9 protein-coding genes and 1 tRNA gene are annotated in these 12,669 nt (G+C 70.7%); 7 read left to right on the top strand and 3 right to left on the bottom strand.

Annotation, left to right across the window (positions count from 1 at the left end; translation table 11 throughout):
- Positions 1-36 precede the first annotated feature (36 nt).
- The 5 genes from ACGFRG_RS13155 (at position 37) to ACGFRG_RS13135 (ending at position 5,185) form a co-directional block, all read left to right on the top strand.
- Positions 37-1,107 (top strand): 2-aminoethylphosphonate ABC transporter substrate-binding protein, encoded by a 1,071-nt coding sequence (locus tag ACGFRG_RS13155; protein ID WP_361427841.1) that lies wholly within the window; start codon positions 37-39, stop codon positions 1,105-1,107.
- A 284-nt stretch (positions 1,108-1,391) separates the two neighbouring features.
- Positions 1,392-2,171: an HAD-IIA family hydrolase gene (locus tag ACGFRG_RS13150; protein WP_361427843.1), complete on the top strand. Its 780-nt coding sequence runs from the start codon at positions 1,392-1,394 to the stop codon at positions 2,169-2,171.
- Positions 2,172-2,356: 185 nt separating this feature from the next.
- Complete coding sequence (locus tag ACGFRG_RS13145) at positions 2,357-2,938, top strand: hypothetical protein (RefSeq protein ID WP_393263586.1); 582 nt, start codon at positions 2,357-2,359, stop codon at positions 2,936-2,938.
- A gap of 13 nt (positions 2,939-2,951) precedes the next feature.
- Positions 2,952-3,632 (top strand): class F sortase, encoded by a 681-nt coding sequence (locus tag ACGFRG_RS13140; protein WP_361427847.1) that lies wholly within the window; start codon positions 2,952-2,954, stop codon positions 3,630-3,632.
- A gap of 560 nt (positions 3,633-4,192) precedes the next feature.
- Positions 4,193-5,185 (top strand): glycoside hydrolase family 6 protein, encoded by a 993-nt coding sequence (locus ACGFRG_RS13135; RefSeq protein ID WP_361427849.1) that lies wholly within the window; start codon positions 4,193-4,195, stop codon positions 5,183-5,185.
- A gap of 24 nt (positions 5,186-5,209) precedes the next feature.
- Here ACGFRG_RS13135 and ACGFRG_RS13130 read toward each other — a convergent pair whose 3' ends face one another.
- The 3 genes from ACGFRG_RS13130 to ACGFRG_RS13120 form a co-directional block, all read right to left on the bottom strand.
- Positions 5,210-7,150, bottom strand: a complete 1,941-nt coding sequence (locus ACGFRG_RS13130; protein WP_393263584.1) for a galactose oxidase-like domain-containing protein — start codon at positions 7,148-7,150, stop codon at positions 5,210-5,212.
- Positions 7,147-9,183, bottom strand: coding sequence for a glycosyltransferase family 2 protein (locus tag ACGFRG_RS13125; RefSeq protein ID WP_361427853.1), 2,037 nt, complete (start codon positions 9,181-9,183; stop codon positions 7,147-7,149). Before ACGFRG_RS13125 ends, ACGFRG_RS13130 begins: the two co-directional genes overlap by 4 nt.
- Positions 9,184-9,696: 513 nt before the next feature.
- Positions 9,697-9,770, bottom strand: a tRNA-Lys gene (locus ACGFRG_RS13120).
- 193 nt (positions 9,771-9,963) lie between these two features.
- Between ACGFRG_RS13120 and ACGFRG_RS13115 the strand changes: the two genes are divergently transcribed.
- Both ACGFRG_RS13115 and ACGFRG_RS13110 read left to right on the top strand, forming a co-directional pair.
- The gene (locus ACGFRG_RS13115) at positions 9,964-11,418 is read left to right on the top strand and encodes a peptidoglycan-binding protein (RefSeq protein ID WP_393263581.1); all 1,455 of its coding nucleotides are present in this window, start codon (positions 9,964-9,966) and stop codon (positions 11,416-11,418) included.
- Positions 11,415-12,587, top strand: coding sequence for an SPFH domain-containing protein (locus ACGFRG_RS13110; RefSeq protein ID WP_393263579.1), 1,173 nt, complete (start codon positions 11,415-11,417; stop codon positions 12,585-12,587). Before ACGFRG_RS13115 ends, ACGFRG_RS13110 begins: the two co-directional genes overlap by 4 nt.
- The last annotated feature ends 82 nt before the right edge of the window (positions 12,588-12,669 follow it).

Genomic DNA, 12,669 nt, shown 5'->3' with positions numbered 1-12,669 from the left:
CAGAACCGCCTTCAGACAACAGGAGTTCGAAACGTCATGCGCACCAGCCCGCTCAAGCCGATCGCCGCCGTGACCGGCAGCCTCGCCCTCGCCGCCACCCTCTCCGCCTGCGGCGGCTCCTCCTCCGCCGACTCCAAGGCGGACGAGAAGGTCGTCACCGTCTACAGCGCCGACGGCCTCAAGGGCGAGAAGGGCGACGGCTGGTACGACAAGGTCTTCAAGGACTTCGAGGCGAAGACCGGCATCAAGGTCAAGTACGTCGAGGGCGGCTCGGGCGAGATGGTGCAGCGCGCCGTCCGCGAGAAGTCCAACACGCAGGCCGACGTGCTGGTCACGCTGCCGCCGTTCATCCAGCAGGCCGACAGCAAGGGCCTGTTGCAGTCGTACGTACCGGCCGGTGCCGACAAGGTCCCGGACGCGCAGAAGAACGCCAAGGGCAAGTGGACGGCCGTCGTCAACAACTACTTCGGCTTCGTCTACGACAAGAAGGAGCTCTCCCAGGCTCCCAAGACCTGGGAGGAGCTGCTGGACGGCACGTACAAGAACAAGCTCCAGTACTCCACCCCGGGCGTCGCCGGTGACGGCACCGCCGTCGTCATCAAGGCGATGCACGACTTCGGCGGCAAGGAGGCCGCCATGGAGTACCTGAAGAAGCTCCAGGCCAACAACGTCGGCCCGTCCGCCTCCACCGGCAAGCTCGCGCCCAAGGTCGACAAGGGCGAGCTCCTGGTCGCCAACGGCGATGTGCAGATGAACTACGCCCAGGCCAAGACCATGCCCAACCTCGGCATCTGGTTCCCGGCGACCGGCCCCGGCAAGCCCACCACCTTCGCCCTGCCGTACGCCGCCGGTCTGGTCGAGAAGGCCCCGCACACCACCAACGCCAAGAAGCTGCTCGACTTCATGCTGACCGAGCAGGCACAGCAGGAGGTCAGCGCGATCGGCGGCGGCTTCGCGGCCCGTACCGACGTCAAGGCCACCGACGCCAACGCGACCGCGCTCGCGCAGCTGATGCAGGGCGTCGAGATCTTCAATCCGAACTGGCTCGACATCAGCACGCACCTGCCGGAGTACGTGGACGCGTGGAAGTCGGCGACCGGCAGCTGAACCCGGTCCCGGATGAATCCGGGTCCCGCGTGAATCCGGGTCCCGCGCGATCCACCAGGTGATCGACCAGGTCGGAATCCGCGCATCGTGACTAGGGCCTGTCCGGTGGATCTGGCCGCTTTCGGTGTGGGTCGCCGTTTCGGTGCGTGCCAGACCCCCGCGGCCCAGGCAAGATCCACCGGACAGGCCCTAGGCTGGGCGCTGTCGGCACCGCACGCTGTGGTGCGACCGGCACCGCCCAGCCCCCAGCGCCCACCGGCGCACACCGCAGGAGAGTCCGCCCCATGGCAGAGCGCAAGCCGATCGAATCCTGGCTCACCGACATGGACGGGGTCCTCATTCACGAGGGCACGCCGATCCCGGGTGCGGACGCCTTCCTCAAGGGGCTGAAGGAGTCGGGCAAGCCCTTCCTGGTCCTGACCAACAACTCGATCTACACCCCGCGCGACCTCCAGGCCCGGCTCGCCCGGATGGGGCTGCACGTCCCGGTCGAGAACATCTGGACCTCGGCGCTCGCCACCGCCAAGTTCCTGGACGACCAGCGGCCCGGCGGCACCGCGTACGTGATCGGCGAGGCGGGGCTCACGACCGCGCTGCACGACATCGGGTACGTGCTGACCGACCACGAGCCTGACTACGTGGTCCTGGGCGAGACCCGTACGTACAGCTTCGAGGCGCTGACCAAGGCGATCCGGCTGATCAACGGCGGGGCGCGGTTCATCTGCACCAACCCGGACGAGACCGGGCCGTCCACCGAGGGCCCGCTGCCCGCGACCGGCGCGGTCGCCGCGCTGATCACCAAGGCGACCGGCAAGAAGCCGTACTTCGCGGGCAAGCCGAATCCGCTGATGATGCGGACGGGGCTGAACGCGATCGGGGCGCATTCGGAGACCAGCGCGATGATCGGGGACCGGATGGACACGGATGTCCTGGCCGGACTGGAGGCGGGGATGCAGACGTTTCTCGTGCTGACCGGGCTCACTCGGCCCGAGGACGTCGAGAGTTTCCCGTTCCGGCCGTCCAAGACAGTCGACTCGATCGCCGATCTGGTGTCGCTCATTTAGTCGCTGCCGGCCGTCTTGGGCTGGTCGCTCCCCCAAGTTCTCGGCTCCGCTCGAACAGGGGGGACCCCCATCGCGGCGGAGCCGCAAATGTCACGGCCCCGCGACCCCTTGAATGCCGCCGTTCGGGCGCGTCCGGGATGCGAAATCACCCCCCGGGCGTGAATCTTCCTTACAGGAGGTTCACGATGCGTTTTCGACAGGTCACGCTCTGTGCGGCCGTGGCGGCGGCCGCCGCCCTGATGCCCGTGTCCGCCGCGACGGCGGAGTCCGAGCCGCACGGCTCGGTGACGGTGACACCGTCCACCATCGCGCCGGGCGGTGAGGTGGACCTGCGGGTCGGCGTGTGCGGCGGCCGGCAGGCCGTCGGGACCTCGGAGGCCTTCGTGGCACAGGCGAACTTCGCGCCTGCCGCCGACGGGGGCCTCTTCGCGCAGGCCCGGATCCGCTCCGACGCCCAGGCGCGCGACTACGACATCTGGGTCAACTGCAAGGACAGCGCCGGGCAGGCGAGAGGCCGGGTCACGGTCGTCCAGGGCGGCAACCGCCACGACGGGCGCGACGGCCACGACGGCGACCACCGCGACCGTCCGACCCCGCACGCCCCCGTCCACGCGGGCGGCGGCGGCACCTCGCGGCTCGCGGCGGACCAGCGGGCCACCGAGCAGGGGCCGGGCACCAAGCACGCCGTGATCGGGCTGACCCTGGCGGCCGTCGCGGCCCTCGCCGTGGCGGGCCGGGGCGTACGGCGCCGGCGCCGTAGCGACTGAGGCGGGCGGACCCGTGTCCAGCGAGCGTGCGTCCGGCACCGGGCGGCTGCTCACCGGGGTCGCGTGGGCCGTCCTGCTGGTCGGGCTGTGGCTGTGGGGCCGCGAGGTCAGCGACGGTCCGGGCGGCAGCTCGGCGCCCACCACGGGCGATGTGGCGGCGGTGGGGCGCCCCCTGGGCGTGGCCCTGCCGCCCGCGCACGACCCGGTGACGGCGGCGGCGCCGCAACGTGTCGAGATCCCGTCGATAGGGGTGGCCGCACCCGTCGTGCCGCGCGGCCTCGACACCTCGGGCGCGGTCGATCCGCCGCCGTACGACCGGCCGGGCACGGTCGGCTGGTACGGCGCCGGGGCCCAGCCCGGCGCCCCGGGCGCGGCGCTGCTCGTCGGCCATGTCGACACCGAGAGCAAACCGGCCGTCTTCTACGGCCTGAGCGCCACCCGCCCCGGCCAGAAGGTCGACGTGGTCCGGGCGGACGGCTCGGTCGCCGAGTTCACCATCGACGACGTACGGGTCTTCACCCGCGACCGGTTCGACGCGCACAAGGTGTACGGGCCGCGCGAGGCGGGCCGCGCCGAGCTGCGGCTGATCACCTGCGGGGGCACGTACGACCGCAAGGCGCGTACGTACACGGCGAACGTGGTGGTCTCCGCCTATCTGACGGACGTACGGGCGCGCCCGGCGGCCAAGTCCTGAGCACGCGCGGGCAGTTCGGTGCCCGGCACCTGGCCCGGCCGACGGCCCGCTCCCCCCGGAGCCGCCGGCCGGGCTGGTCCTCGACCGTGGGCGCGCGGGCTGCGGGAGAAGCCCGGCGCCGCCACGGGAGGCTCTAGGGGAACGGCGTCGCACTCGGCCGGGGCTGGGGCCGACCCGACCACTGTAGAACCGGTGTGCGCTTTCGGCCTAGGGCCTTTCCGGTGGATCTGGCCGCCTTCGGCCCGGGGTTCTTTTCGGCGCTGGTGAGCGGGGGTCTGGTGCTTCCCCAAGCTCTCAACCTCGTTCGAGCAGGGGAGACCCCAATGCTGCAAGGCGGAGGAGGGCGGCATGGCGGAGCCATGGCAACCGACGACAACGCCGCAGATGTGCGTGCCAGACCCCCGCGTCCCAGGCCAGATCCACCGGAGAGGCCCTAGGTCCGGATAACGCCAAGTCGCCTTGCGTGTGCGCTCGGTGGGGATCGCGGCGGTGTGGTTCGTCTGGGTGTGCCACGATGGATCGGGGGAAGCGTCCGGGGAAGCACGTATGAGGGGGATCGGATGTTCCGGAGCTGTGCGCGGGCGGGCGCGGTCGCCGTGGGTGCGGCGCTGCTGCTGACGGCCTGTTCGTCGTCGGGCGGTGGCGAGAAGCCGACGGTGGCGCAGCAGCCCAAGTCGGTCGACCCGTTCTGGGTCAACCCGGACGGCAACGCCTCGCGCCAGGTCGCGGCGTACCGCAAGGACGGCGACGACTCCAACGCCGCGCTGATCGGCAAGATCGCGGAGCAGCCGGTCGGGGAGTGGATCGGCCCGGAGAACCCGGAGTCGGAGGCGAAGGGCTTCACCGAGGCGGCGGCGAAGGCGGACCGCACGGCGCTGCTCGTGCTCTACAACATCCCGCACCGCGACTGCGGCCAGTTCTCCAAGGGCGGCGCGGCGGACGGGGACGCGTACCGGGCGTGGGTGGACAAGGTGGCGGCCGGGATCGGCGACCGGGGCGCCACGGTGGTCCTGGAACCGGACGCGGTCCTGCACCTGGTGGACGGCTGCACCCCGCCGCAGTTCGCCGAGGAGCGCTACGACCTGCTGAAGAAGGCGGTCGAGCGGCTGAAGCGGCAGCCCGGCGTGAAGGTGTACGTGGACGCGGGCAACGCGGGCTGGCAGCAGCCGGACGCGCTGGACGAGCCGCTGCGGCGGGCGGGCGTGGACCTCGCCGACGGCTTCGCCGTCAACGTCTCCAACTTCCAGACGACGGCGGCCAGCAAGGACTTCGGCCGCAAGCTGTCCGCGAAGCTCTCGGGCAAGCACTTCGTGATCGACACCAGCCGCAACGGCAACGGCCCCTACACCGGCGGCGACCCGAAGGAGACCTGGTGCAACCCCCCGGGCCGGGCCCTCGGCGAACGCCCCACGACGCACACGGGCGACCCGCTGGTGGACGCGTACGTGTGGGTCAAGCGCCCCGGCGAGTCGGACGGCGACTGCAAGGGCGGCCCGAAGGCGGGGGAGTGGTGGGCACAGTACGCGCTCGGCCTCGCCCGGAACACGAAGTAGCGCCCACCACGCCCACCACGCCCGTTACGGCACCTCCACCCACACCGCCTTGGACGGCACACCCTCGCCGTTCGTCACGAACAGCATGTACCAGCCCGGCGGGACCAGGTTGCGGCTCTTGGGGACCGTGACCTGGACGCCGTCCGCGGTCTTCGTCAGGTCCAGGGCTATCGAGCGCTGGTCGATGTCCGTGACGTGCGTCGTCGCGCTGGGGCGGATCAGGCGGGCCGTCTTGAGCGAGGCCGCGTCCTTGGACTTGAAGACCCCGCTGCCGCCGAGCGCCAGGGACTTGGGGCCCTCGCCCAGGTCGGGCCGCTCGCCCTTGCCCTTGTACAGATACGGCGGCGTGTAGATCTCGATGCGCTGCTCGAAGACGCCCGGCTTGGTGTCGTCCTTGTCGGCGAAGAGCGAGTCACCGCCGAAGGTGACCACGCGCCCGTCGGGGAGCAGGATCGACCCCGAGTGGTAGTTGCGGCCGACCTCCGGGTCCGCGACCCGCCGCATGGTGCCGGTCCTGGCGTCGTAGATACGGGCCTGGTGCAGGTTGGAGCCGCCCCGGCCGCGGTAGTCCTTGGAGCCGCCGCTGATCAGCATGGTGTCGTCGGGCAGCACCGAGGTCTCGGGGTAGCGCGTGCCGTCCGAGAGCGAAGGGCCGTCCACGAAGCGGGGGTTGGGATCCTTGAGGTCCACGATCCGCGTCTTCTTCGACGACTTCTCGGACTCGCCGACCCCGCCGCCGCCGATCACCATGTACTTCTCGTCCTGCGCGGGCGGCATCAGGACCGTGCCCGACGTCTCCATCTCGGCCGCGTCGCTCAGCCCGGGGATCTTGGTGAACTTGTTGGTCTCGAAGTCCCAGAGGCCCGGGTCGCGCCCGACGTTGTCCGGCCCGTACCCCGCGTTCGACCCCGAGTAGAACAGCTTGCCGCTCTGGAGCAGGAACACCGCCGGGTAGGTGGGGAACTGCATGATCCCCTTGGTGTACGTCCACTTCTTGGTCTTCGGGTCGTACACCTCGTTCTTGCCCGGCACCAGCTGGCCGATGTCGTCGAGCCCCGACAGCGCCAGGACCTTCCCGTCGGCCAGCGTGGTCAGCGTCGGGTACCAGCGCGCCTCGTTCATCGGGTCGACGGTGATGTACCGCTCGGCGACCGGGTCGAACTCGTACGCGTCCCTGATCCCCTGGAAGTCCTTCTTGTCCAGGGCGAGCTTCTGCGCGATGCCGTAGACGTTGCGGGTGTCGGAGCCGGTGAGGCCCTGGACGCGGTAGTTGTCCTCGGTGCCGGTCTCGTGCTCGGTGCCGGACTCCTCGGCCTCGACGTAGATCCGCCCGAGCCCGGCCTCCGTCCGCAGGAACTTGCCGGTCTTCTTGTCGAAGATCTTCTTGGCCCGCGAGACGAGGACGGGGTCCTTGGAGACGAATGTCTTGCCGTTGGTCTTGCCGGTGAACCGGGTGCCCGCGGGCAGCGTGATCGGCTTGTCCGGGTCCTCGTTGTGGACGATCATCAGGCCGCCGGCCTTGGTGACGTCGCCCTTGAGCTTCTCGTACCGCTTGGTGCCGCCCGCGATCAGCAGATTGCCGTCGGCCAGCTGGGTGTGGCCGGTGCAGAACAGGTCGTTGGGCGTGTGGATCTTCTTGAAGGTGTTCTCCTCCGGGTCCCACAGCACCGTGTCGAACTTCTTCGCGTCGAAGTTCTTGGCGTTGTTGCCCGACCCGGCCACCAGCAGGATCTTGCCGGTGTGCAGGAGCGCCGCGTGGATCGTGTTGAGGCGGAACTCCTTGGGCATGTCGACGATGTCCCAGTGGCCGTTGTCCGCCTTGTACCCCGGCTGGTTGATCTTGTAGTCGTGGTACTGGTCCGTGGAGAACCGGTACAGCCAGGGCCCGTTGGCGCCCGCGAGCGCGAGGACCACCGCCGTACCGATCGCCCAGCGGCGGGTACGGCGGCTCGGACGGTATCTCATGGGTTGCGTCCCCCAAGAACGATCTGCACGGTCTGGTCGTCAACCGGTCCGCCGGGTCCGGGCTGCGCGAGCGGCTGCGGTCCGGCGGGTGTCCCGGCCTGCGGGAGCGGCTGCGGTCCCGGACCGGTCTGCGGCCCGGCCTGGGTCTCGGGGGCCGGGGCCCACTGCGGGCGCTGCTGCGGATGCGGCGGCTGCGCCTGGGCGGGCGGTACGGGCGGCCCGGAGCGGCGGCGCTTGCCGCGCTTCTTCTTCTCCGCCCGTACGGTCCAGCGCCAGCCGAAGATCGGCGCGGCCGTGATCAGCAGGGCCAGCGCGGCCCAGGTGATCATCGCGGGGTGGCTGTGGCCGTTGAAGAGCGAGGCGAGCAGCGAGCCGCCGAAGACCACGATGAAGAAGAGGTGGATGCGGAAGGTGCCGAAGAGCGTGTCCGGGCTGGACGAGTCGCCCTTGGGCGTCACCACGAAGGAGCTCTTGCGGCGCAGCACGGCGTCCATCAGCGAGCGTGCGTAGATCGGCGCGGAGAGCGCGGACATCACCATGCCGGCCACTCCGCCGGAGCCCTCCGGCTCGTGCGGCGAGACGTTGTGGCGCCGGTTCCAGATGTAGAGCCCGACCTGGAGCGCCGAGGCGTTGCCGTACAGCATCATCCAGATGACGGGGTCGATCTGCACACCCGAGGCGCCCAGGCCCAGGAACAGCGTGCAACTGAGCGCCGCCAGGATCCAGTTGAGGGCCGACATCGGGTAGAAGATGATCATCATCGTGTAGTTGAAGAGCTTGCCGAACGGCAGGGTGGTGAAGCCCTTCCAGTACTGCTTGAGGATCGTCTCGTAGGTGCCTCTGGACCAGCGCAGCTGCTGGGTGAAGAAGTCGGTCCAGGCGGACGGGCCCTCGCCGACGGCCAGCACGTCCGGGGTGTAGACCGAGCGCCACTTGTTGCCGGTCGCCGGGTTGCTGTGCCGGTGCATCTCGAAGCCGGTGGCCATGTCCTCGGTGATCGAGTCGTACAGGCCGCCGATCTGCTTCAGCGCGCTGATGCGCACCGCGTTGCTGGTGCCGACGAACATGGGCGCGCCGTACTTGTTGCCGGCGCGCTGGATCAGCGCGTGGAACAGGAACTGCTGGGACTCGGCGGCCTTGGTGACGAACGTGTCGTAGTTGCCGTAGACCTGCGGGCCGATGACGAAGCCGACGTCCGGGTCGCGGAAGTAACCGAGCATCCGCTCCAGGTAGTTGGGCAGCGGCACGTGGTCGGTGTCGACCGAGGCGAAGAAGTCGTAGTCGCCGCCGTGCGCCTCCAGCCAGGCGTTGTAGTTGCCGTGCTTGGTCTTGGCGCGGTGCGGGCCCTTGGGCTGGTTCCAGCGGGATATGCCCTTGCGGGAGAAGTGGTGCACCCCCAGGCGCGCGCAGACCTCCTTGACCGCCGGGTCGTCGCCCTCGTCGAGCAGCCAGACGTGCAGCAGACCGCGGTGGCGGATGCGCACCGCCGCCTCAAGGGTCTTGGTCACCATCTCCAGCGGCTCCTTGCCGGGCACGAAGGAGGTGAGGAAGGCGACCTTGGTGCCGGTCTCGGGCACCACGGGAATCGGGTCGCGGGCGACCAGGGTCGCGTGCGCGTTCGACAGGACGTTCATCGTCCGGAAGAGCTCGATCAGACCGATCGAGACCAGCATGACGATGTCCAGGACCAGCAGGGACTGCGAGGCGTGGTCGCGCTTGGTCCAGTGCTCCGGCTGCATCAGCCAGGCGAACAGACCGAGCGAGACCAGTGGGGCCGCGCCGAGCAGCAGGGCCGCGCGTATCCGGTGCGGCTCCTGGGAGAGCAGCGACCGGTACTGGACGCGGTACGGCTTCGTCGGGTCCGGCTGGGTGAGCGGCCCGGCGAGCCTGCTGTAGTGCTCGTAGTCGTATCGGGGCAGCGACTTCTTCAGCCGCTGCCGCGCCGCTCCGGCCCGCAGATGCGGGGGGATCCGGAGCTGGGTGGTCTGGGACGGGTCATCGTGTTGCCGGGCGCCGGTCGGCGTCGACGTCATGAGTCATCCCCCCGCACGCAAAGGTCCGCTTGCGTGTGTGTCGTGTTCCTGCGTCCGCGTCGGTCCCCCTCGACCGGCGCGGACGTACTGATGGTCAGTCAGGGGCGGGCCGCACCCCCTGTTCCAGACATGGGACGTGACCCTTCCGGTTGCATGATGCCTTCATCGGCACCGATTCATGAACGGGGCCCCCACCCCGTGGTCCGCGCAACCGGGACATTCCCCTCCGAATCGCTCGCGCGCTCTCCCCCAGCCTCCAACTGGTGGAGTCGCGCACCCCCTTGGGGCCGATGGCCCCCCAGTCAGGTTTCTATGTCGAGCGGCTTGATCGCAAGGGTGAAACGAGCTGTTTACCGGTCATACACGGGCTTTACGGGGCGCTTGTGCAGGGCGTGCGGATTTCGGTAGAGCTCCCGTGACAGTGTGACGCGCCGTACGGCACCGGAGGCGCGGGCGTGCGCCCGGAAACGACCGCGACCCCCTCACCGATGGTGAGGGGGTCGCGACTGTCTGTGCGCCGCCAGGGACTCGAACCCCGGACCCGCTGATTAAGAGTCAGCTGCTCTAACCAACTGAGCTAGCGGCGCCTGCTGACAGAAAGAACTCTACCGGACGCGGAAGGGTGGTTCTGACCGGCGCCACGCGGTGAGATGTTCGTTTCATCCGTTTTGATACGTCAAAATGCGACTTGTGTGGACAGTTGGAAAGCTGGCGCCCGTGCAGAAGCGCAGAAAAGATCTTCAAAGCCCACGAGATCTCCGAGAGCGGCAGGTGACGCGTATGACGGTGCGGGAGTTGCCGGAGTTCGAGGAGTACGAACCGGGGGGTGCGTGCGGGTGCCCGGGGTGCGCGGAGCGGCGGCGCTCGGCCGCCGCCCCGCTCCGCGCCGGCGGCCACCCCGCCGCCCACGGCGCCCGCCGCGCGATCGTCCTGGCGACGGCGGCGGGGGTGGTGCTGAGCGGTGGTGCGGGGGCCGCCGTCGCGGGGGGCGGTGTCGGCGCCCCCGATGCCGTCCCCGGCCGCCCCGGTCCCACCCCCCATGACCGTTCCCTCGACGGGGACGGGGCCACCGGGGCGGACGAGGAGCCGGTCACCGCGCAGGGTGCGACCAGTGCGCTGCACGGCAGTCCCGGCGGCGTCGGCGGGCTGACGCCGCCGCACCGGCTCCTGCCGATGACGCGGGCCGACATCGTCAACCGGGCCAAGAAGTGGGTGACCGCCCAGGTCCCGTACAGCATGGACGAGTACTGGTCGGACGGGTACCGCCAGGACTGCTCCGGCTTCGTCTCCATGGCCTGGAACCTCGGCACCAACGAGTGGACCGGCAGCCTCGCCTCGTTCGCGGTGCGGATCACCAAGGACGAGCTCCAGCCCGGCGACATGCTGCTCTTCCACAACCCCGACAACCCGACCCGGGGCTCGCACGTCGTGCTCTTCGGCGGCTGGACCGACTACACGCACACCTATTACGTCGCGTACGAGCAGACGCCCCCGAACGCCCGCAAGCAGGCCACCCCGTACGCGTACTGGAGCAACTCGACCCGCTATCTGCCCTACCGGTACAAGAGCGTCAGCAACGGATCCTCCGGAGCGGTCCCGGCCACCGCGCCGGACGGCGCCCCGGACAAAGCAACCCCGGACAAAGCAACCCCGGACAAAGCAACCCCGGACAAAGCAACCCCGGACAAGCCCTCCGCGGCCTTCCCGGGCGCGGGCTTCTTCGGGCCGGGCGCGAACAACAGCCATGTCACCCGCCTCGGCCAGATGCTCGTGGCGCGCGGCGGCAAGCGCTTCTACACCGAGGGCCCCGGACCCCGCTGGGGCGACGCGGACCGCCGGGCGACCGAGGCGTTCCAGCGGGCGCAGGGCTGGAGCGGCGCCGAGGCCGACGGGCTGCCCGGCCCCGACACCTGGAGCCTGCTGGTCAAGGGCACGGGCAAGGACATCCCCGCCGCCCGCACCCCGGCCACCGCGACCCCGGCGTCCCTGGTGACCGCGCCGGACTACCCCGGCGCGCGGTACTTCCGCCCCGGCCAGTCCAGTACGTACGTGACCGAGCTCGGCCGCCGGCTCGTGCGGCTGGGCTTCGGCCGCTACTACACAACCGGCCCCGGACCCGACTGGGAAGAGGCCGACCGCCGCAACGTCGAGGCGTTCCAGCGTGCCCAGGGCTGGCGCGGCGCCGAGGCCGACGGCTACCCCGGCCCCGAGACCTGGCGACGGCTCTTCGCATGACGGAGGTATCGATGCAGCAGCAGCAGCAGACGACGAACGTGACGGACGGCGGCGGCGACGGCGGTGGTCCCGGGGGTACCCCGGGTCGCCGGGTCGCGGTGATCAAGGGTGAGGCCACCGCCGAGATCCCCGTGCACCTGCTCTTCCGGGACGACACCGGCACCGGTCCCGTGGTGCCGCAGCCCCTCGCCCCGGTCCCGGCCCGCCGTGCGGCCCGGCCCGCGCCGCCGGCCGCGCCCGCTCGGCCCGCGACGCCCGGTGACCCGGGGCTCGTCGAGCGGCCCGGGCCCGTGCTGCCCGGGGCGGTCGCGGTCGGGGCGGGAGTCGCCGCGCTCGCCGGGTGCGCGGCCGTGATCTGGTCGGCCCGGGTGCTCCCGGCCGCGCTGACCGGGGTGCCGCGCCTGCACTCGTATACGCAGGGAGGTACGGGGATCGGCCCGACGCGCTGGGCGCTGCTCGTGCTCGGCGTGGCTGTCGCGGTCGTCTGCTTCGGCGGGCTCGGGCGGGGCCGGGTCGGATACGCCTGGGTGCTGTCGCTCTTCGGCGACTACCGGGGGAGCGTGCGCCGCACGGGGCTGATGTGGACGAACCCGCTGCTGCTGCGCCGCCGGGTCGACGTACGGCTGCGGCACTGGCGCAGTGAGCCGATGCCCGCGGTCGACGCGGACGGCACCGCGCTGCGGGTGGTGGTCCTGGTGGTGTGGCGGGTCAGGGACACCGCGCGGGCGGCGCTCGCCGTCGAGGACCACGTCGTCTATCTGCGCGAACAGGTGGAGGCGGCGATGGCCCGGGTCCTCTCGCAGCTCCCGGCCGACGCCTTCCACGAGGACGCCCCGACCCTGCGCGACGCGGAGGCGGTCGGGGACGCGCTGACCCGGCTGCTGAAGGCGGAGGCGGCGCCGGTCGGGATCGAGGTGTACTCGGCGCAGCCGACCGGGATCGAGTACGCGCCCGAGGTCGCGGCCGCGATGCGGCGCCGCCGGATCGCGGCGATCGACGCCCGGCACCGGGAGACGGTGCTGACGTCGGTGGTGGACGCGGTCGAGGACACGGTCACCCGGCTCACCTCGCGCGGCCTGGTCGAGCTCGACGACTACGAGCGCAGGGCGCTGGTCAAGGACCTGACGGTGGCGTTCTACACGGGGAGGGGTGGGGTGGAGGGGGCGTAGGAGGAGGGAGCCCGGGCGGAGGGGGCCCGGGGCAGCGGGGAACCCGCTGTGCGACTGGTCTGGACATGCTCAACTGCCCTCA

Origin of the sequence: Streptomyces sp. NPDC048696 (assembly GCF_043198895.1) — a bacterium.
Lineage (GTDB): Bacteria > Actinomycetota > Actinomycetes > Streptomycetales > Streptomycetaceae > Streptomyces.
Note: the sequence above shows the minus strand (reverse complement) of the source record. Positions and strands in the feature narration are given on the sequence as shown.